This is a genomic window from Desertibaculum subflavum (assembly GCA_003576705.1).
GTDB lineage: Bacteria > Pseudomonadota > Alphaproteobacteria > Ferrovibrionales > Ferrovibrionaceae > Desertibaculum > Desertibaculum subflavum.
This window is the reverse complement of sequence record QOZS01000005.1, coordinates 83,955-102,344: the sequence shown is the minus strand read 5'-3', so window position 1 is coordinate 102,344 and position 18,390 is coordinate 83,955. Positions and strand designations below refer to the sequence as shown.

21 protein-coding genes are annotated in these 18,390 nt (G+C 68.7%); 7 read left to right on the top strand and 14 right to left on the bottom strand.

Translation table 11 applies throughout. The features are described from left to right. The first annotated feature begins 1 nt into the window (after nt 1). The gene (locus DT074_RS04260; protein ID WP_119418571.1) at nt 2–886 is read left to right on the top strand and encodes an HpcH/HpaI aldolase/citrate lyase family protein; all 885 of its coding nucleotides are present in this window, start codon (nt 2–4) and stop codon (nt 884–886) included. Continuing rightward, the gene (locus DT074_RS04255; RefSeq protein ID WP_119418570.1) at nt 883–1,947 is read left to right on the top strand and encodes a MaoC family dehydratase; all 1,065 of its coding nucleotides are present in this window, start codon (nt 883–885) and stop codon (nt 1,945–1,947) included. Before DT074_RS04260 ends, DT074_RS04255 begins: the two co-directional genes overlap by 4 nt. Here the strand turns inward: DT074_RS04255 and DT074_RS04250 are convergent. Genes DT074_RS04250 through DT074_RS04215 form a run of 8 tightly spaced genes read right to left on the bottom strand, consistent with a single transcriptional unit; the run spans nt 1,944 to nt 7,573 of the window. Then, nucleotides 1,944–2,516 carry a HupE/UreJ family protein gene (locus tag DT074_RS04250; RefSeq protein ID WP_119418569.1) on the bottom strand — a complete coding sequence of 191 codons (573 nt, stop codon included), beginning with the start codon at nt 2,514–2,516 and terminating at the stop codon, nt 1,944–1,946. The genes DT074_RS04255 and DT074_RS04250 overlap by 4 nt on opposite strands. A gap of 10 nt (nt 2,517–2,526) precedes the next feature. Then, entirely contained in the window at nt 2,527–3,156 is a 630-nt protein-coding gene (gene ureG / locus DT074_RS04245; RefSeq protein ID WP_119418568.1) for an urease accessory protein UreG, read from the bottom strand. Then, the gene (locus tag DT074_RS04240) at nt 3,153–3,851 is read right to left on the bottom strand and encodes an urease accessory protein UreF (RefSeq protein ID WP_119418567.1); all 699 of its coding nucleotides are present in this window, start codon (nt 3,849–3,851) and stop codon (nt 3,153–3,155) included. The genes ureG and DT074_RS04240 overlap by 4 nt, the downstream gene beginning before the upstream one ends. After that, nucleotides 3,835–4,362 (bottom strand): urease accessory protein UreE, encoded by a 528-nt coding sequence (gene ureE, locus DT074_RS04235; protein ID WP_119418566.1) that lies wholly within the window; start codon nt 4,360–4,362, stop codon nt 3,835–3,837. Before ureE ends, DT074_RS04240 begins: the two co-directional genes overlap by 17 nt. Before the next feature lie 2 nt (nt 4,363–4,364). Beyond that, on the bottom strand, nt 4,365–6,077 hold the full coding sequence (ureC, locus tag DT074_RS04230; protein ID WP_119418565.1) for an urease subunit alpha: 1,713 nt from the start codon (nt 6,075–6,077) through the stop codon (nt 4,365–4,367). Next, the gene (locus DT074_RS04225; protein ID WP_119418564.1) at nt 6,077–6,382 is read right to left on the bottom strand and encodes an urease subunit beta; all 306 of its coding nucleotides are present in this window, start codon (nt 6,380–6,382) and stop codon (nt 6,077–6,079) included. Before DT074_RS04225 ends, ureC begins: the two co-directional genes overlap by 1 nt. A gap of 17 nt (nt 6,383–6,399) precedes the next feature. Beyond that, nucleotides 6,400–6,702, bottom strand: a complete 303-nt coding sequence (locus tag DT074_RS04220; protein ID WP_119418563.1) for an urease subunit gamma — start codon at nt 6,700–6,702, stop codon at nt 6,400–6,402. A gap of 49 nt (nt 6,703–6,751) precedes the next feature. After that, entirely contained in the window at nt 6,752–7,573 is an 822-nt protein-coding gene (locus DT074_RS04215) for an urease accessory protein UreD (RefSeq protein WP_162914610.1), read from the bottom strand. A gap of 266 nt (nt 7,574–7,839) precedes the next feature. Here DT074_RS04215 and DT074_RS04210 point away from each other — a divergent pair, with 266 nt between their 5' ends. Together DT074_RS04210 and DT074_RS04205 are read left to right on the top strand one after the other, a co-directional pair. Then, nucleotides 7,840–8,280: a cupin domain-containing protein gene (locus tag DT074_RS04210; RefSeq protein WP_119418561.1), complete on the top strand. Its 441-nt coding sequence runs from the start codon at nt 7,840–7,842 to the stop codon at nt 8,278–8,280. A gap of 129 nt (nt 8,281–8,409) precedes the next feature. After that, complete coding sequence (locus DT074_RS04205; RefSeq protein ID WP_162914609.1) at nt 8,410–8,850, top strand: cupin domain-containing protein; 441 nt, start codon at nt 8,410–8,412, stop codon at nt 8,848–8,850. Between the two features lie 14 nt (nt 8,851–8,864). Here the strand turns inward: DT074_RS04205 and DT074_RS04200 are convergent, their stop codons facing one another. From DT074_RS04200 to DT074_RS04190, 3 genes are read right to left on the bottom strand one after another with little or no spacing between them, the layout of a single operon-like run. Beyond that, nucleotides 8,865–9,632, bottom strand: a complete 768-nt coding sequence (locus DT074_RS04200) for an ABC transporter ATP-binding protein (protein WP_368744414.1) — start codon at nt 9,630–9,632, stop codon at nt 8,865–8,867. A 28-nt stretch (nt 9,633–9,660) separates the two neighbouring features. Beyond that, nucleotides 9,661–10,803: a pyridoxal phosphate-dependent aminotransferase gene (locus tag DT074_RS04195; RefSeq protein ID WP_119418559.1), complete on the bottom strand. Its 1,143-nt coding sequence runs from the start codon at nt 10,801–10,803 to the stop codon at nt 9,661–9,663. After that, nucleotides 10,803–12,200 carry a gamma-glutamyltransferase gene (locus tag DT074_RS04190; protein ID WP_119418558.1) on the bottom strand — a complete coding sequence of 466 codons (1,398 nt, stop codon included), beginning with the start codon at nt 12,198–12,200 and terminating at the stop codon, nt 10,803–10,805. The genes DT074_RS04195 and DT074_RS04190 overlap by 1 nt, the downstream gene beginning before the upstream one ends. Before the next feature lie 98 nt (nt 12,201–12,298). On the opposite strand from DT074_RS04190, the gene DT074_RS04185 reads away from it, so the two are divergent. Together DT074_RS04185 and glpK are read left to right on the top strand one after the other, a co-directional pair. After that, nucleotides 12,299–13,669: a M48 family metalloprotease gene (locus DT074_RS04185; RefSeq protein ID WP_162914608.1), complete on the top strand. Its 1,371-nt coding sequence runs from the start codon at nt 12,299–12,301 to the stop codon at nt 13,667–13,669. A 28-nt stretch (nt 13,670–13,697) separates the two neighbouring features. Then, nucleotides 13,698–15,203 (top strand): glycerol kinase GlpK, encoded by a 1,506-nt coding sequence (glpK, locus tag DT074_RS04180; RefSeq protein ID WP_119418556.1) that lies wholly within the window; start codon nt 13,698–13,700, stop codon nt 15,201–15,203. Between the two features lie 6 nt (nt 15,204–15,209). Here the strand turns inward: glpK and DT074_RS04175 are convergent, their stop codons facing one another. From DT074_RS04175 to DT074_RS04165, 3 genes are all read right to left on the bottom strand, one after another. Continuing rightward, complete coding sequence (locus DT074_RS04175) at nt 15,210–15,956, bottom strand: tetratricopeptide repeat protein (RefSeq protein WP_162914607.1); 747 nt, start codon at nt 15,954–15,956, stop codon at nt 15,210–15,212. After that, nucleotides 15,937–17,031 carry a DUF2336 domain-containing protein gene (locus tag DT074_RS04170; protein ID WP_162914606.1) on the bottom strand — a complete coding sequence of 365 codons (1,095 nt, stop codon included), beginning with the start codon at nt 17,029–17,031 and terminating at the stop codon, nt 15,937–15,939. Before DT074_RS04170 ends, DT074_RS04175 begins: the two co-directional genes overlap by 20 nt. 97 nt (nt 17,032–17,128) lie before the next feature. After that, complete coding sequence (locus DT074_RS04165) at nt 17,129–17,623, bottom strand: L-2-amino-thiazoline-4-carboxylic acid hydrolase (RefSeq protein WP_119418553.1); 495 nt, start codon at nt 17,621–17,623, stop codon at nt 17,129–17,131. 95 nt (nt 17,624–17,718) lie between these two features. On the opposite strand from DT074_RS04165, the gene fsa reads away from it, so the two are divergent. Continuing rightward, on the top strand, nt 17,719–18,381 hold the full coding sequence (gene fsa, locus DT074_RS04160; protein WP_119418552.1) for a fructose-6-phosphate aldolase: 663 nt from the start codon (nt 17,719–17,721) through the stop codon (nt 18,379–18,381). Nucleotides 18,382–18,390 lie beyond the last annotated feature (9 nt).

Here is an 18,390-nt window from a genome sequence, read left to right as displayed (position 1 = left end):
GATGAGCGGTAAGGTCCGGCCCCGGCGCAGCGTGCTTTACATGCCGGGCGCCAATGCCCGCGCGATGGAGAAGGCCAAGACCCTGCCGGCCGACGGCGTGATCCTCGACCTTGAGGACGCGGTGGCGCCGGATGCCAAGGCGACCGCCCGCGCCCAGGTCGTCGCCGCGGTCAAGGGCGGCGGCTATGGCCCGCGCGAGATCATCATCCGGGCCAATGGGCTCGACACGCCCTGGGGTGCCGACGACATCGCCGCCGCCTGCACGGTGGCGCCGGACGCCATCTTGATTCCGAAGGTCGAGAGCGCGGTACAGGTCAACGCGGCCATTGCCTTGATGGAGAAGCACGGCGCGCCCGCCGCCACGACGCTCTGGTGCATGATGGAGACGCCGCGCGGCATCCTGCGCGCCGAGGAAGTCGCCGCGGCGAACAAGCGCGTCGGCTGCCTGGTGATGGGCACGTCGGACCTGACCAAGGATCTGCGCGCGCGGCACACGCCGGACCGCCAGCCGATGCTGCCGTCGCTGCAGCACTGCCTGCTGGTCGCCCGCGCCTATGGGCTTCCCATTCTCGACGGCGTGCATCTCGATCTCGACGATGAGGCGGGCCTCGTCGCCGCCTGCGAGCAGGGCCTGGCGCTCGGCTTCGACGGCAAGACCCTGATCCACCCCAAGCAGGTGGAGCCCTGCAACAAGGTGTTCGCACCGAGCGAGGCCGAGGTGGCGCAGGCGCGCAAGATCGTGGTCGCCTTCAAGGCGGCGGAGGCCGAGGGCAAGGGCGTCGTGCTGGTCGACGGCAAGCTGGTCGAGAACCTGCATGTGGAGATGGCGCAGCACACCGTCGCGCTGGCCGAGGCGATCGCCGCCGCCGAGGTCAAGGCGGCATGAGCAAGGCGGCCTCGAACAAAGCGATTACGGGCAACTTCTTCGAGGACTTCCGCCTCAGCCAGGAAGTGCGGCACGCGACACCGCGCACCGTCACCGCGGGCGACGTCGCGCTCTATACCGGCCTCTATGGCGGCCGCTTCGCGCTGCAATCCTCCGATGCCTTCGCGAAGTCGGTCGGGCTCCCGGGCGCGCCGGTGGACGACCTGCTGGTCTTCCATATCGTGTTCGGCAAGACGGTGCCAGATGTCTCGCTCAACGCCGTCGCCAATCTCGGCTATGCCGAAGCGCGCTTCATCGCGCCGGTCTATCCGGGCGACACGCTCGCCGCCACATCGACGGTGATCGGACTCAAGGAGAACTCCAACAAGCAGACCGGCGTCGTCTATGTACGCACCACCGGCACCAACCAGCGCGGCGAAACCGTCCTGGACTACGTGCGCTGGGTGATGGTGAGAAAGCGCGACGCGGCGGCCGCCATTGCCGCCGAGGAGGTGCCGAAGCTCGCCGCGCGAGTCGCGCCGGAAGATTTCGCCGTGCCGCCGAGCCTCGATCTCGCCGCGCAGGACGACCGGCTCGCCGGCTCAAGCTACCGCTTCGAGGATTATGCGGTCGGCGAGAAGATCGACCATGTCGACGGCATGACGGTCGAGGAGGCCGAGCACATGCTGGCGACGCGGCTCTATCAGAACACCGCGCGCGTCCATTTCAACCAGTTCGTCGAGGGCAAGGGCCGGTTCGGCCGCCGCCTCGTCTATGGCGGGCATATCATCAGCCTGGCGCGCGGCCTGAGCTTCAACGGTCTCGCCAACGCGCCGAGGATCCTGGCCATCAATGGCGGCCGGCACGCCAATCCGGTCTTCGCCGGCAACACCATCCACGCCTGGTCGGAAGTGCTGGAGACGGCGGCGCTATCGGCGCGGCACGGCGCGATCCGTCTGCGCACCCTGGCGACCAAGGACCGCGCCTGCGCCGATTTCCCCGGCCCCGACGCTGCCGGGAAGTATCCCGACGACGTGGTGCTCGACCTCGACTACTGGGTGCTGATACCGCGCTGGGTCTAGGCGATCAGCAACAGCGCGCCGCAGGCCGCAATCGCGCCGCCGCCGAGGCGCAGCGCCAGGGGCGAGCGGCCGGCGACGAGCAGGCCGAGCATCAGACCGAGGCTATGCAACAACGCGGTGGCCAGCACGAAGCCCAAGCTATAGGCGAGGCCCGACACCGCTTCCGGCATCTCGGTGCCATGGGCATGGCCGTGGAACAGCGCGAACAGCGCGACGATGGCAGCCGGCGCCCAGAGCGGGGGCTGCGGGGCGGCGGCGACCAGCAGGCCGAGCACCAAGACCGAGCCGACGATCCCGAGCTCGACCAACGGCAAGCCGAAGCCGGCCACGCCGATGACGCCGCCCAGCGCCATCACGCCGACGAAGGCCGCCGGCACCAGCCAGCGCGCCCGCCCGCCGATCCGCGCGCCCCAGAGGCCGACCGCGATCATCGCCAGCAGGTGATCGAGGCCAAGCAACGGATGCGCGAAGCCTTGCGCGAAACCTTCCGTCGCGCCATGGCCGGTATGGGCGGCGGCGGCCCCGGCCGAAGCCAGCACGAACAAAGTGGCGAGCAGGCACTTCCTCATTGCGATCCCCTCAAGCGGCGTTGCGGGCGGGATCGAGCCCGCCCTGTTTCTCGATGAAGGCGGCGATCTCGGCGACGCCCTTGTTTTCCTTCAGGTTGGTGAACAGGAAGGGCCTCTGGCCCCGCATCTTGCGCGCGTCGCGGTCCATCACTTCGAGCGAGGCGCCGACCAGCGGCGCCAGGTCGATCTTGTTGATCACCAGCAGGTCGGACCGGGTGATGCCCGGCCCGCCCTTGCGCGGGATCTTGTCACCGGCGGAGACGTCGATGACGTAGACGGTGAGATCGGCGAGTTCGGGGCTGAACGTGGCCGCCAGGTTGTCGCCGCCCGATTCGACGAAGATCAGTTCGAGATCCTCGAAGCGCCGGCGCAGCTCCGCCACCGCCGCGAGGTTGATCGAGGCATCCTCGCGGATCGCCGTGTGCGGGCAGCCGCCGGTCTCCACGCCCATGATGCGCTCGGGCGAGAGCGCGCCGGAGCGGGTCAGGAATTCGGCATCTTCCTTGGTGTAGATGTCGTTGGTGACGACGGCGAGCCGCCACTTGTCGCGCATGTGCTTGCACAGGCGATCGACCAGCGCCGTCTTGCCGGAGCCGACCGGCCCGCCGATGCCCACCCTGAGTGGTCCATGTGTGCTCATGAGCGGAACAACCTCGTGTATTGGGTCTCATGCCGCATGCTGGTCCAATCCACCATCGGCGCGGCGCTGCCCGCTTCCTCGATCGGCGTGGCGAGCGCCACCGCCACCGTCTCGCGCACCACGGGCTCGAGCGCGGCCAGTGCCCGCTGGCCATCGGTCTGGCCGAGCGGCACCAGCCGCACGCCGGCCGAGACCAGGTTGGCGGCGAAAGCGTGCAGGTAGCCGGTCAGCGCCGGCTCCAGCGGCACGCGCCCCGCGGCGGCGAGCGCGACGGCGATGGCAAGCGGAACCTCCTCGCCGAGCCGCCCGGCAGCCGCATCCAGTTGCGGATCGGGCCAAGCGGTGCGGGTGATGGTGAGGAACGACATGCCCTGCTGCCGGCTCTCCAGCGCCGTCTCGGCGCTGCCGCGCAGCGCCCGGCCAAGTTCCGTGAGTTCGGCGAGGCGCGCGCCGTCGCCCGCCGCGCGGTAGCTCTCGGCGAAGAGTACGGAATCCAGAAGGCCGGCACCGTGGCGCAGTATCCACCCGATCCAGTCGGCCAGGGTCGCACGGTCGCGTACCAGCCCTTCCTCCACGGCGTATTCGATGCCGTGGCTGTAGGTATAGGCACCGATCGGATAGGCAGGCGACGTCCAGGCCAGCAGCCGATAGAGCGCGCCGGCGTCCCACCCCGCCGCGTCAGTGCTTGTGGTCATGATCGTGGTCGTGGTCGTGGTGATGATCGTGGCCGTGGTGATGGCCGTGGGCGTGCGGATGCCGGTGATCGTGGTTCTGCTGGCCGTAGGCGCCGCCTTCCGGCTGGAACGGCTCGCGCACGCGGCGCACATCGGCGCCGAGGCCCTTCAGCATGTCGACGATGACGTGATCGTCGCGCAGCAGGATGCGCCCCTCGGCGATGGCGACCGGCAGGTGCCGGTTGCCAAGATGCCATGCGAGGCGGGCGAGCAAACCGGGCGCGGTCGCCGTCGCCTCGATCAGGTCTTCGGCCGCGGCCTTGACCAGGACATGGCCGCCGCCTTCCAGCACGAGGCCGTCCCCTTCATGCAGCAAGGTCGTCTCGGCGAGGTCGAGCAGCAGGTCGAGCCCGCCTTCCGCTGTGAAGCGCTTGCGGCGGCGATAGCGATCCTCGAAGTCGAGCGTCAGGCGGTCGAGCGCGGAACCCGCGTCCCAGGCGCCCTGTTTCACGACGGATGTGGCGCGGCGCATGGTCAGAACAGGAAATAGCGCTGCGCCATCGGCAGCACCTTGGCCGGCTCACAGGTCAGGATCTGGCCGTCCGCCCGCACCTCGTAGGTCTCCGGATCGATCTGCATCACCGGGGTCGCGCCGTTGTGAATCATGCTCGTCTTGGCGATCCCGCCGCGCACGTTCTCGACCGCGAGACAGGGCCGCGTGACGCCGATCTTGGCCGGAATGCTGTTGTCGATTCCGGCTTGGCTCAGGAACAGCACCGAGCTTTCGAGCAGGTTGCGCCCGAAGGCACCGAACATCGGCCGGTAATGCATCGGCTGCGGCGTCGGGATCGAGGCATTGGGATCGCCCATCGGTGCCGCCGCGATCGAGCCCGACTTCAGCACCATGTCCGGCTTCACGCCGAAGAAGGCCGGCGACCAGACCACCAGATCGGCCAGCTTGCCGACTTCGACCGAGCCGACATGGCGCGAGATGCCCTGCGAGATCGCCGGGTTGATCGTGTACTTGGCGACATAGCGCTTGGCGCGGAAATTGTCGCTGTCGCCGCTCTCTTCCGGCAGACGGCCGCGCTGCTGCTTCATCTTGTCGGCGGTCTGCCAGGTGCGGATGATCACCTCGCCGACGCGGCCCATCGCCTGGCTGTCGGACGACATCATCGAGATGGCGCCGAGATCGTGCAGGATGTCCTCCGCCGCGATGGTCTCGCGCCGGATCCGGCTCTCGGCGAAGGCGACGTCCTCCGGGATCTTCGCATCCAGGTGATGGCAGACCATCAGCATGTCGAGATGCTCGTCCGCGGTGTTCACCGTGTAGGGCATGGTCGGATTGGTGGAGGACGGCAGCACGTTCGGAAGCCCGACCACCTTCAGGATGTCGGGCGCATGCCCGCCGCCGGCGCCTTCGGTGTGGAAGGCCTGGATGGTGCGGCCCTTCATCGCCGCGATCGTGGTCTCCACGAAGCCCGACTCGTTCAAGGTGTCGGTGTGGATCGCCACCTGCACGTCGTACTGGTCGGCGACGGCGAGGCAGGTGTCGATCGCCTTCGGCGTGGTGCCCCAATCCTCGTGCAGCTTGAGGCCGCAGGCGCCGGCCTCGATCTGCTCCGCCAGCGCCTCCGGCCGCGCCGCATTGCCTTTGCCCAGGAAGCCGAGGTTCATCGGGAAGGCCTCGGCCGCCTGCAGCATGCGCGCGATGTGCCAGGGCCCCGGCGTGCAGGTGGTGGCGCTGGTGCCGGCCGCAGGCCCGGTGCCGCCGCCCACCATGGTGGTGACGCCGGACATCAGCGCCTCTTCGATCTGCTGCGGGCAGATGAAGTGGATATGCACGTCGATGCCGCCGGCGGTGATGATCTTGTTCTCGCCGGCAATCGCCTCGGTGCCGGGACCGATGATGATATCGACACCCGGCTGCGTGTCCGGGTTGCCGGCCTTGCCGATGCCGGCGATGCGGCCGTCCTTGATGCCGATATCGGCCTTGACGATGCCCCAATGGTCGAGGATCAGCGCGTTGGTGATCACGGTGTCGACGGCGCCGCCGGCGCGCGTGACCTGGCTCTGCCCCATACCGTCGCGGATCACCTTGCCGCCGCCGAACTTCACCTCGTCGCCGTAGACCGTGCGGTCGGCCTCGACTTCGATGATCAGGTTGGTGTCGGCGAGGCGGACCTTGTCGCCCACCGTCGGCCCGTACATGCCGGCATAGGCGGCGCGGGAAATGCGTGTCGCCATCAGAGCGCCCCCTCGACCTTGCCATTGAAGCCGTGCACCACGCGCTTGCCGGCATAGGCGACGAGCTGCACCGTGCGGGTCTGGCCCGGCTCGAACCGCACCGCGGTCCCGGCGGGAATGTCGAGCCGCATGCCGCGCGCCTTGGCGCGGTCGAATTTCAACGCCTCGTTGGTCTCGAAGAAATGATAGTGGCTGCCGACCTGGATCGGCCGGTCGCCGCTATTGGCGATTTCAAGCGTCACGGTCGGCCGGCCGGCATTCAGCTCGATCTCGCCCACCTTGGTGAAAACCTCTCCCGGGATCACGGCTTCGCTCCCCTGATTCAGCGGATCGGATGGTGCACGGTGACGAGCTTGGTGCCGTCGGGAAAGGTCGCCTCGACCTGGATCTCGTGGATCATCTCGGCGATGCCTTCCATGACCTGGGCGCGGCTCAGCACGGTGGCCCCGTCGCGCATCAGCTCCGCCACGCTGCGCCCGTCGCGCGCGCCTTCGACGACGAAATCGGTGATCAGCGCCACCGCCTCGGGGTGGTTCAACTTGACCCCGCGTCCCAGGCGCTTGCGCGCCACTTCCGCCGCCATGGCGATCAGCAGCTTGTCCTTCTCGCGCGGCGTCAGATTCATCCCCGTTTGCCCCCTGCTCCCGGCTGCGCCCGATTACCAGTCAGCTGCATCAACTATGCCATATCCGCGGCATGCGCGGCGGCAAACCGGCCGCTGCCTGCCGCAGGCAAGACCAGATCTGCGCGTAGTCGGATCTGAGCTCGGCGGTGGTCCGGGCCTGCAGCCGAACCAGCAACACGCCGCCGACCACCGTCGCCCCCGCTCGCGTCTTGCAGGCCTCCAAGGCGGCACGGGTGACGGCCAGGAGCGATGACGCCTCCGGTCCGATATGCAGGATGGTGCCGAAGGCGCGGGCCGCCCCGAAGCCGGCCGGATGCGCCAGCACCCGCCGCGGCGCGTCGATCCGCAAGCGGTCGGCCCAGGCGAGCTCGCCGTCGCGCCGCGCTTCCCAGCGATCGAACAAGGAACCCTTGTCGTAGCTTTCGCCATGCGCCGCACGGCCGAAGCTCAGGATGTCGCCGGCCAGCAGCCTGCCGCCCTGAGCGACATCGATGCGGACGCGGCGGCGCAGCCGCGAGGCCTCGAACAGAATGGTCTCCTGCGGCACCCATTCGAGCCAGGCACCCGCCGCAACGCCCAGCTCGACATCGATTTCCGTTGGCGCATCGATCGCGCGGTAGATTTTCTCGGCCGCCTGCGGCGTCACCACCTGACGCGCATCCGGCCCGCATTGCGCGCGCATGCGGATGCGATCGCCGCCAGCGAGGCCGCCCGAGGTGGTGAGCAGTATCGTCTGGGCAGCATCATCCGGCTCGCCGCGCGGAAACAGCGCACGGCACGGATCGCTCTGGAACAGATGCGCGAGTCGCGTCGTCGCACCATCGGCGGCATAGCCAAGTTCGAGAGTGCCGTCGGCGCGTTGCAGCCGCACGCCCGTCATCGCTCTGCCCATGCGCCTTCGCAGTCGCAATAATTCCTAACGCAGCGCAGCAATGCTGCCGATGCGGGCAGTGGCATGAGGCAGGCGCCTATGCCGTGACCAAGCGCGAACAACATGCGGGTTCGCGACTCGTCTTCCTGCCGCTCGAAGGATTCCGGCACGGCCATTGCTTAGTCATCCGGGCGACGCGAAGCGGCGCCATCATGAGACGCGCGCCAGACTCGCGGCTCGCTGGTGTGCTGGAAGGAGAACCGGCCATGTCGGCCATCCTGCGACGTGCGGACACCTATCGCGCCTTCGAGATCAGGCCGAACGACGGCAACTACTTCGCCTGCATCGTCGACCCGGTGGCCGACGGCAGCTACGGCATCGACTTCACCGCCATCGTGGAGATCTATCGGCCGGGCGGACGCACGCCGCCGAACACCCATGCCAGGGCGCAGGAGCTGTTCTTCGTCCTCAAAGGCAAGGGCAAGGCGATGTGCGACGGCGAGATGCGCCTGATCGAGCCGGGCGATGCCATCGTCGTGCAGCCCGGCACCGAACACGTGATCGAGAATATCGGCCCGGGCAAGCTCTACACGCTCACCGTGATGGTGCCGAACGAGGAATTCGCCGAGCGCATCCATCGCGGCACCGAGATCTCGCTCGAGCAGGACGACCTGAACGTCCTCCGGCGATTGCCGCTTCGGCGCTAGGGCCCGCGACCGGCACCTGCGCGCTTGCGCCGCAGCGCCGGCCGAACCGATCGTCACAAGTCGGCCATGTTCCGGCGGCAGGGTGCGACCGGGGGCATCGTGAAGCTCATGTTGGGAGAGAGCCGTATCATGCCAGCCGTCATCCGCCGCGCCGAAAGCTATCGCGCCTTCAAGGTCCGACCCGAGGCTGAGAACTACTTCGCCTGCCTCGTCGACCCGGCCGCACCGTCGCGCAACGGTGTCGAATTCGCCGCCATGGTCGAGATCTTCCCGCATCGCGGCGCGGTCCAGTCCGGGCTCGATGCCGAAGGACAGGAGCTGTTGTTCGTCCTCAAGGGCAAGGGCAAGGCCCGTTGCGGCGGCGAGATGCGCCTGATCGAGCCCGGCGACACCATCATGATGTCGGCCGGCGCCGATCGCCTGATCGAGAATCTCGGCCCCGGCAAGCTTTACGCCTTCACGGTGGCCGCCTCGCGCGAGCCGCTGGCGCGCATGGCCCGCGACGGCGTCGAAGTGCAGCTCGACGACGAGGATCTCGGCGTCCTGCGGCGCCTGCCGCTGCGGCGCTGAGGCGATCGTCGGCATCATGAGGCCATCGACATCGCGCTGCGAAGCGAAGCGCTGACCTGCCGGCACATCGCCGCGTAGTCGGACGATGTACGGAAGGCTTCGTCACGCGGCTGGGCGGTGTCGATCCGCAACTCGTCGACCACGCGGCCCGGGCGCGCCGCCATTACCAGGATGCGGTTCGAGAGGTAGACCGATTCGAACACGCTGTGGGTGACGAAGACGATGGTCAGGCGTTCACGCGACCAAAGCGCCAGCAGATCGTCGTTCAGTCTGAAGCGGGTGATCTCGTCGAGTGCCGCGAACGGCTCGTCCATCAGCAGCAGCCGCGGCCGCGTCACCAGGGCGCGCGCGATCGAGACCCGCATCTTCATGCCGCCGGACAGCTCACGCGGATAGGCGCTTTCGAATCCTTTCAGGCCCACCAGTCCGATCGCCTCCTCCACGCGCCGTTCGGCCTCGGCACGCGAGACCGCCTGGAAGCGCAACGGCAATCGCACATTGCCCGCCACGCTGGTCCAGGGCATGAGGGTCGGCTCCTGGAACACGAAGCCGAGCTCGCCGGATGCGGGCGGGTGGCGGTCGGCCCAGCGCACGCTGCCTTCGCTCGCCGCCGCCAGGCCGGCGAGAATGCGCAGCGCCGTGCTCTTGCCGCAGCCCGACGGACCGAGCAGGCTCACGAACTCGCCGTCCCGGACGTCGAAGCTGAGGCCGCGCAACGCCAGGACGCCGTTCGGGAACCCCTTGCCGATGCCGGTCAGGCTGACGACCGTCTCTGCCGACACCGCTATCCCCCGCCGCCGTCGCGCCGGATCAGCGCAGCCAGCCGCGCAGCCGTTGCGCGGCCTCCGCCATGTCCTCGGTGGCGCCGGCAAAGGAAAAGCGGACGAAGCGATGGCCTTCGGCCGGATCGAAATCGATGCCCGGCGTCGCCGCGACACCGATCTCCGCCAGCATCCGGCGGCAGAAGGCCGGCGCGTCGTTGGTGTACCGCGACACGTCGGCATAGAGGTAGAAGGCGCCGTCGGCCGGGGCCAATTGGTCGAGCCCTGCGCGCGGCAGCTCCTCCAGCAGCAAGGAGCGGTTGCGCGCATAGCGCGCCACATTGGCATCGAGCTCCTCGTACGCCCCAAGCGCGCCAAGGCCCGCCAACTGCGAGATCGCCGGCGGAGAGATGAACAGGTTCTGCGCGAGGCATTCGATCGAGCGCATCAGCTCGGGCGGCACCACCATCCAGCCGAGCCGCCATCCGGTCATCGAGAAGTATTTCGAGAAGCTGTTGATGACGATGGCGCGATCGGTCAGCGACAGTATCGTCTCCGCGCGCCTGCCATAGGTGATGCCATGATAGATCTCGTCGACGATCAGCCAGGCATCGCGGCTCTCGCAGGCAGCGGCGAGCGAGGCGAGCGCCGCGGCGTCCAGCATGGTGCCGGTCGGGTTGGCCGGGCTCGCGACCAGAAGGCCGTCGATCGGCCCGGCCTGGTCGAGCAGCCCGGCATGGGCATGGAAGCCGCATTCGGCGCGCGCAGGCAGCGGCACGATCTCCGCACCGACGGCGCGCAGAATGTTGCGGTAGGCAGGATAGCCCGGCTCGGCCAGCGCCACCCGCGCGCCGACATCGAAGGCCGCCAGGAAGGCCAACAGAAAGGCACCGGACGACCCCGTCGTCACCACGATGCGCTCGGCCGGCACGTCGATGCCGTAATAGGTCCGGTAGTGGCCGGCTATGCCCGCCCGCAGCTCCGGAATGCCGAGCGCCTCGGTATAGCCGAGCGTGTCGCGGCCGAGCGCCGCGGCGACGGCTTCCCGCGCCTTGCGCGGCGCGGCCGTCGAAGGCTGCCCGACCTCCATATGCAGCACGTCGCCGCCGGCGAGCTGCCGGTCGTTCGCCGCCTTCATCACCTCCATGACGTAGAAAGGATCGATGCGGCCGCGCGCCGAAGGCTTCGGCATCAGAAGCCCCCGCCGGCACCGAGGCCGAAGCCGCGCGGATCGGCGCGAAAGCCGCAGGATTGCGGCACCCGCGGCAAGGCCTCCGTGCAGTGCAACAGGTTGACCTGGCCGATCGCCTGCATCATCACCTGGTCGATTCCGCGCGCATGCGCATCGGCCACCATCTCGCGCGACGTGCCGTTCTCGAACAGCATGATGGACCCCGGCCCGGCCCAGAACACGCGCGGGCTGGCCAGTGCTTCCGGCGCGCGGCGCTGCGCGGGAACGATCTGCGCGATCGTCTCGAAGGCGGCGGCCGGCGCCAGCGCCCCGCCGGTGGCGACAGCCCCGAGGAAGACCTGCTTGATGTTCGGGCTGGCGCCGATGATCGGCAGCAGCAGCTGCTGCTGATCGATACCATCCTTCGGCGCGGCGGCGAGCATGATGCCCGTCGCCTTGCCGTAGCGCTGCGCACCGAAAGGCGGCCCCATGGTGAAGCCGCAGGCGACCACCATCCCATCGCGATCGGCGACCACAATGCCCGCGGTGTTGTCGGACCCGATCGGCGGGCTCGCCCCGAAACGGCGATTCGCCTTGCCGATCGCATCGAGGAAGTGCGAGCGGTCGACGCTCGCGCGGCGCCACAATCCCGGCTCGCGCACGAGATCGGTCCACAAGTCGCGGAACACCTCGCCCGCGACGTTGTTGGCGACCAGCAGCTGCGAGTTGTCGTATTCGATGGTGATCGGGGCCGACCATACGGGCGCCATTGCCCGCAAGTCCTGCTCATCCACCTGCCCGCCGGCGCCTGCGATGTCTTCCAGCAGCAGCCTCGCGAGCTGGCCGCGATGCAGCTCCTGCGGCCCGGTGGTACGCAGTCGGCCGATGGTGGCGCCGAGCGCCGGATTGCGGAAGGTCTGGCCTTCCTGCAGCACATCGCCGCCTGGCGCGCCGTAGATCGACGCGGCCGTGTCCAGCAGGCCAAGGGAAGTCGCGCGTACCGCCGTCGCCGCGGCGCGCGACATCGGATGCCCGAAACGCGCGAGCTGCTCGCCCGGCACCAGCACGTTGGCCCAGCGCAGCCGGCCATAGCGGGCGTGCAGGGCATACATCGCAGGTACCGCGGCGGGCACGCCGATCGTCCCACCCCGCGCCGCCTTGCGCACCGGAAAATCCAGCATCTCGCTCTTCGCCGGATCGGGCCGATGCACGAGGCAGATGCCGCCGCCGCCCGGCGAGGCTGCTGCCGGATAGGTCGCCGTCATGGCGAAGAAGGCTGCTACCGCGCCGTCGGCCGCGTTGCCGCCCTGCTCCAGGACGTCCCGCGCGACCGTCGCGGCACGGGGCTCCTCGGCGGCGGCGCCGCCGAAGAAGGGCCCCGCCGGCGCCGCATCCTGCGCGCAGGCGGCGAGCAGCATCAGAACCGACCAAAGCGCAATGATCGCGGAGCCATTAGATTGACGGCGCGGCACCGTATTCCTACCTTACGTTGACGGGGGCCGGAGGTGTGAAGCTGGTGACCAAACTCTTCCTGCGGCCGCGGGTCGGAGCTGCCCTCATCGCGGCGGCCGTGGCGCTGGCCCCAGCAGGCGAGGCCAGTGCGCAGGCGAGGTCGCTCTCCCTCATCCGCGATGCGGAGACGGAGCATATCATCCGGGTTCTGGCCACGCCAGTGTGGCAGGCGGCCGGCCTGGATCCGAACGCGGTGGCGATTCACATCGTCAACGATTCCTCGCTGAACGCCTTCGTCGCCGGCGGCCAGCACATCTTCATCCACACCGGTCTGCTGGAGCGCGTGGCGACACCGCGGCAGCTGATCGGCGTGATCGCGCACGAAACCGGCCATATCGCCGGCGGTCATCTTGCGCGCGGCGAGGAGGCGGTCCGCGACGCGATGGCGACCGCGTTGTTGTCGATCCTGCTCGGCGCCGCCGCGGTGGTGGCCGGCGGCGGCAATGCGGGAGCGGCGGTGATGAGCGGCGGGCAACAGCTCGCCGAGCGGTCGCTTCTGCAATTCTCGCGCACGCAGGAATCCCAGGCCGACCAGGCCGCCGTGGGCTATCTCGATCAGGTCGGCCTCTCTTCGCGCGGGCTGGTCGAGTTCCTCAAGGTCCTCGGCGACCAGGAGGCTCTGCTGATCTCCCGTCAGGACCCCTACGTGCGGACCCACCCGATTTCGCGCGAGCGGATCGACGCGCTGTCGACGCGGGTGAATGCATCGCCCTTTGCCGAAAAGCCGGCCTCGGCCAATCAGACCGCAATGCTGCGCCGGGTGCAGGGGAAGCTGATCGGCTTCCTGCAGCCGCTCGGCACCACGCTGCAACGCTATCCGGAAAGCGACGCCTCGGCCGCCGGACGCTACGCCCGTGCCATCGCCTGGTACCGTGTCCCTCAGCTCGATCGTGCCCTGCCGTTGATGGATTCGCTGATCGCCGAGGCGCCGAAGGACCCCTACTACCTCGAGATGAAGGCGCAGATGCTGTTCGAGAATGGCCGCGCGCGCGAGGCGATTCCGCTGCTCGAGCGCGCCGTCGAGATCGCGCCGCACGAGCCCCTGCTCCGCTACGCGCTCGGACAGGCGCAGATCAGTACCGAGGACGACACGCTGGTGAAGCCGGCGATCGGCAATCTTGAGGTCGCCGTGCGGGACGACCCCAGCAACGCCTCGGTCTGGTACCAGCTCGCCATCGCCTATGGCCGCGACGGCAATCTCGGCATGGCGCATCTCGCCTCCGCCGAACGGGCGATCCGTCTCGGCCGTTATCTCGATGCGCGCCAGCAGGCCGAGCGTGCCCGCCAGAAGCTGCCGCCCGGCTCGGCCGCCGCGCTGCGCGCCGACGACATCCTGGCCGCCGCCGAGCGCGGCCAGCAATCGCAGCGCCGCTGAGCGACAAGGCAAGTCGACGGGGGAGGACATGACCGAACGGTTCGTGCTGGCGATCGACCAGGGAACCACATCGAGCCGCGCCATGCTGTTCGACGCCGCCGGCGAACCCCGCGGCCTGCATCAGATCGAGCTGCCGCAGATCTATCCGGCCCCGGGCTGGGTCGAGCACGATCCCGAGCGCATCTGGAACGATACCCTCGCCTGCTGCCGTGCGCTGGTGGACAAAGCCGGCCGCGGCGCCATCCTCGCCATCGGCATCACCAACCAGCGCGAGACGGTGGTGCTGTGGGACCGCGCCACCGGCGCACCGGTCGGCAATGCCATCGTGTGGCAGGACCGGCGCACCGCGGCCCTCTGCGAGACCTTGCGTGCCGAGGGGCTGGCGCCGCTCGTTGCTGAGCGCACCGGTCTGGTGATCGATCCCTACTTCTCCGGCACCAAGCTCGCCTGGCTGCTCGACAACGTGCCGGCCGCGCGCGACCGCGCCGCGCGCGGCGAACTCGCCTTCGGCACCATCGACAGCTTCCTGCTGTGGCGCCTGACCGGCGGTCGCGTGCATGCGACGGATGCCACCAACGCGGCCCGGACCATGCTGTTCGACATCAGGCACCAGCGATGGGACGACGAGCTGCTGCGCCGCCTGAACATTCCCCGCTCGGTCCTGCCGGAAGTGCGCGACAGTGTCGGCGAGTTCGGGACGACGTCTGCGGAGCTGTTCGGCGCGGCCATCCCGATCACCGGCATCGCCGGCGACCAGCAGGCCGCGACCTTCGGCCAGGCAGCCTTCGAGCCAGGCGCCATCAAGAGCACCTACGGGACCGGCTGCTTCGTTCTGCTGAACACCGGCGACCGTCTGGTGCCGTCGCGGAGCGGCTTGCTCAGCACCATCGGCTGGCGCCTGAAGGGCCGGCCGACCTATGCGCTGGAAGGTTCGATCTTCGTCGCCGGCGCGGCGGTGCAGTGGCTCAGGGACGGCCTTGGCATCATCCGCAGCGCCGACGAGACGGAGACGCTGGCGCGCAGCGTCCCGGATACCGGCGGCGTCTATCTGGTGCCGGCCTTCGTCGGCCTCGGAGCGCCCTGGTGGGACGCCGAGGCACGTGCGGCCCTGGTCGGCCTGACCCGGGATACGGGGCGGCCACAGATCGCCCGCGCCGCGCTGGAATCGGTTGCCTATCAGACCCGCGACCTGTTCGCCGCCATGGCAGCCGACGGCGCGCCGGCGCCCACTTCGCTGAAGGTGGATGGCGGCCTCGTCCGCAACGACTGGGCCATGCAGTTCCTGGCCGACATCCTGGAGCTGCCGGTCGATCGCCCGGCGGTCACCGAAACCACGGCCTTGGGCGCGGCACGGCTCGCCGGATGGGGCGCCGGCTTCTATCCCTCGATCGACGCGATGTCGCAGCAATGGCGGCTCGACCGCCGGTTCGTCCCCGCCATGCGAGGCGCCGATCGCGACCGCTTGTGCGCCGGCTGGCGCGACGCGGTCGAGCGCGCGCTGTCGCCGGCGCGCCGCGCGGCGCTCAGGAACTGAAAGCGCTTACGGATTGACCAGCAGGCAGGACCCGCTCTCGGCACGGATGCGGTCACAGAGGTCACGCGCCTGCGCTTCCGCAAGCGCTGGCGTCAGCAGGCGATAGACGATGTCGCCGCTGGCCATTTGATACTGCTCGGACGTCACCGCGACACCGTCGAGTTGGCTCTGAAACCGCCGCGCCACGCGGCGCGCCTCGGAGACCCCGCCCGCTTCGGTCAGCACCGTGCCGAGCTGCAGCCGCAAACCGCCGGGCACACCCGGCGCCGCTGCCGTTTCCGCGGCATGGCCCGGCGCCGGTGCCGGAGAAATCGGCTGCATCGAAGCCGCAACGATGGCGGATGGCGGCGCGGCCATCGAAATGGCGCCGATATCGGCCAGGAAGGTGAGCGCCTGCCGGGCGCGCCCATTGCCCTGAGCCGCCGCGGCGCTGAACAGCCCCTTTGCCGCGTCATAGTTCTGTGTCACGCCGTCGCCGTTGGCGTAGAGCGTACCCAGCTGATACTGCGCTTCCGGATCGCCCGACTTCGCGAGCGGCGACAGCTCGCGCACCGCCGTCGCGAAGTCGCGTTGCTGGATGGCCTTCAGCGCGTCGGCCAGATCCGCCAGCGCGGGAGCGGGCGTCAGCAACATGGCCGCGGCGATGACTGTACGCGAAAAAGTGGGCACGGGATTGCGACCCCGAATCGCAGGCTTCGTTAACGCACAATAATCGGAAGCGCTGAAAAGTACGCTAACTTGCGATCGGTACACGTTGTTCGATCGTGCTCAACAATTGTTCAAGATCTCGCGCGTCGAAATCAGGACGATCGACCAGTCGCGCCACGGTCCGGCGTACGTCGCTTGGCAGCAGCGCTGCCTGTTCGATCTCGGCGGCCAGGATTTCCATGATCTGGACGCAGGTCGCCAGCATTCCCGCGGGCATGCCCGCCTTACGGAACAGGTTGGGGAACTGCTTCGGGTCCATGAGCTGGCGCCGGGTCACGTCGATCGGCTGGCCGCCCTTGATCGCCAGCGCAGTCTCGAAGAAGTCGAGCTGGCCGAGGCAGAGCGCGCGCAGAATCAGGGTCGGCGTCAGCTTGCCCTCGCGGTGGAAGCGGCGCACGGAATCGACCACCTCGTCGAGCTGGTTGAGCGGCGCGATGAAGGTGAGGACGGAGCCCTCGCCGCCCTGGCGCACCGCGGCATTGACCATTTCCGCCGAGATGCGGTGCCGCGCCACCAGTTCCTGCTTCAGGCTCTCGCTGACCAGCCCGACCAGCCGGCCGGCGACCCCGACCGGCAGTTTGGGCCGGCGCACCACGGCGGCGCCGATATCGGCATCGCGGCCGAAGCGATCCAGCACGTTGCCGAAGGCGTTCTCGCGAATATCGGCACCCTCGTTGCCGACCAGGCGCAGCACAGCCGCGCGGTCGCCCTCGCGCGCCAAGGATTCGGACAGCATGGAAGAAACGCGGGCGCGGCCCGCGATCGCGACCTGCTTCGCCGGCACCTTGCCGCGGACGATGGCGACCAGGTCTTCGTCGGTCAGTACCTGCGAATAGCCGAGGATCGGGATGGAAACGCTTTCCACGTCCCGCGCCAGCGTCATGGCGACGTCGCGCGGCAGGAGCTGGCTGTGCTTGAGGTGCTCGGCGAGCGCCTCGCGCACGCTGACCTCCACCGCCTTGGTCATCAGCCGCAGGATGTCGTCGGCGATGACGCGCTCGCGGTGGCTGAGCCGGCCGCTGGCATGCAGCGTCGCCACGCTTTCCGCCACGCGGGTGCTGTCCCGCGCCTCGGGGCTGTTCAGGAAGTCCAGGAGATAGTGGTCGAGCGACTTTTCCATATCAGACTGTCCGATCCGGGCTGAAATGCCCGGCTGATGCTGGGAATTCATCATCGGCCGCAGTTAAGGATCGGTTAGGTTCCGGGCCGCTTATCCCCTATGGGGTAGCCGGCGAGCCCGGCCGGACCCGCAATCGGCAGCAGCCATCCCGCCCCGGCGCCCAAGTTTCCGATGTAAAGGTAAATCCCGCCGTCTCGAACATGCCGTTGTCGATCTTGCCGGCGATCCGGCACAGCCGGGCCACCGTATCCGGCGGCAGGCCGGCTTCGACCCAGGTCTCCTTCAGCGGGCAGCGATGAAAGTCGATGTCCAGGTGGCCTGCATCGCAACGTACAACCTCCGGCTGAAACATGCGCCCTTGATCGGCGATGGTACCCAGGAAGGCGTCGCGCAGGCCCGGCATGTCCCCCGGCGCATGCGCCGCCAGCACGCCGGAGACTTCGGCGCCCCGCGCGCGGATCCCGGCCGACAGCAGGGCCTCGGCCTGATCGGACCCCAGCGCCGCCGCAAGCGAGCGATAGATCGACCAGTAGAGCATCGCCCGGTTGGCGAATGCCGCCCGCAAGTCGCGCCGCAATGTCTCCTCCGACATCTTCCCTCCTCCCTCGACCTGATCGCCCCATCGTGGCGCCGGCCACGCGGTTCAGCTAGTCTCCGCCGAACTCGTTCGCCACGGAAAGCCATGCGATGAAATTCTTTGTCGATACTGCCGATACCAAGGAGATCGCCGATCTGGCAGCGACCGGCCTGCTCGACGGCGTCACCACCAACCCGTCGCTGATCGCCAAGTCGGGCCGCAATTTCATCGAGGTGGTGAAGGAGATCTGCTCGCTGGTCGACGGGCCGGTGAGCGCGGAGGTGACGGCGATCGACTACGACAACATGGTGACCGAGGGGCGCAAGCTCGCCGAGATCGCCCCCAATGTCTGCGTCAAGCTGCCGCTGACCATGCCGGGCCTCAAGGCCTGCAAGACCTTGCGCCAGGCCGGCATCGGCGTGAACGTCACGCTCTGCTTCTCCGCCGCCCAGGCGTTGCTCGCCGCCAAGGCGGGCGCGTCCTTCATCTCGCCTTTCGTCGGCCGGCTCGACGATATCGGCCAGGATGGCATGGAGCTGATCGCCGACATCGTCGAGATCTACGGCCAGTATCCGCAATTCGAGACCGAGGTGCTGGTTGCCTCGATCCGCCACCCGGTCCACGTGGTGCAGGCGGCCAAGCTCGGCGCCGATGTCGCGACCCTGCCGCCGGACGTGCTGCGCAAGCTCGTGCACCATCCGCTCACCGACAAGGGGCTCGCCGCCTTCCTCGAAGACTGGAAGAAGACCGGCCAGTCGATCCTCGGGCGTTGAGGCAGGGCA

Coding starts and splice junctions, on each gene's coding strand:
- DT074_RS04260 (WP_119418571.1), top strand. CDS start 2: ATGAGCGGTAAGGTCCGGCCCCGGCGCAGCGTGCTTTACATGCCGGGC.
- DT074_RS04255 (WP_119418570.1), top strand. CDS start 883: ATGAGCAAGGCGGCCTCGAACAAAGCGATTACGGGCAACTTCTTCGAG.
- DT074_RS04250 (WP_119418569.1), bottom strand. CDS start 2,516: ATGAGGAAGTGCCTGCTCGCCACTTTGTTCGTGCTGGCTTCGGCCGGG.
- ureG (WP_119418568.1), bottom strand. CDS start 3,156: ATGAGCACACATGGACCACTCAGGGTGGGCATCGGCGGGCCGGTCGGC.
- DT074_RS04240 (WP_119418567.1), bottom strand. CDS start 3,851: ATGACCACAAGCACTGACGCGGCGGGGTGGGACGCCGGCGCGCTCTAT.
- ureE (WP_119418566.1), bottom strand. CDS start 4,362: ATGCGCCGCGCCACATCCGTCGTGAAACAGGGCGCCTGGGACGCGGGT.
- ureC (WP_119418565.1), bottom strand. CDS start 6,077: ATGGCGACACGCATTTCCCGCGCCGCCTATGCCGGCATGTACGGGCCG.
- DT074_RS04220 (WP_119418563.1), bottom strand. CDS start 6,702: ATGAATCTGACGCCGCGCGAGAAGGACAAGCTGCTGATCGCCATGGCG.
- DT074_RS04210 (WP_119418561.1), top strand. CDS start 7,840: ATGTCGGCCATCCTGCGACGTGCGGACACCTATCGCGCCTTCGAGATC.
- DT074_RS04205 (WP_162914609.1), top strand. CDS start 8,410: ATGCCAGCCGTCATCCGCCGCGCCGAAAGCTATCGCGCCTTCAAGGTC.
- DT074_RS04195 (WP_119418559.1), bottom strand. CDS start 10,803: ATGCCGAAGCCTTCGGCGCGCGGCCGCATCGATCCTTTCTACGTCATG.
- DT074_RS04190 (WP_119418558.1), bottom strand. CDS start 12,200: ATGCTGCTCGCCGCCTGCGCGCAGGATGCGGCGCCGGCGGGGCCCTTC.
- glpK (WP_119418556.1), top strand. CDS start 13,698: ATGACCGAACGGTTCGTGCTGGCGATCGACCAGGGAACCACATCGAGC.
- DT074_RS04170 (WP_162914606.1), bottom strand. CDS start 17,031: ATGGAAAAGTCGCTCGACCACTATCTCCTGGACTTCCTGAACAGCCCC.
- DT074_RS04165 (WP_119418553.1), bottom strand. CDS start 17,623: ATGTCGGAGGAGACATTGCGGCGCGACTTGCGGGCGGCATTCGCCAAC.
- fsa (WP_119418552.1), top strand. CDS start 17,719: ATGAAATTCTTTGTCGATACTGCCGATACCAAGGAGATCGCCGATCTG.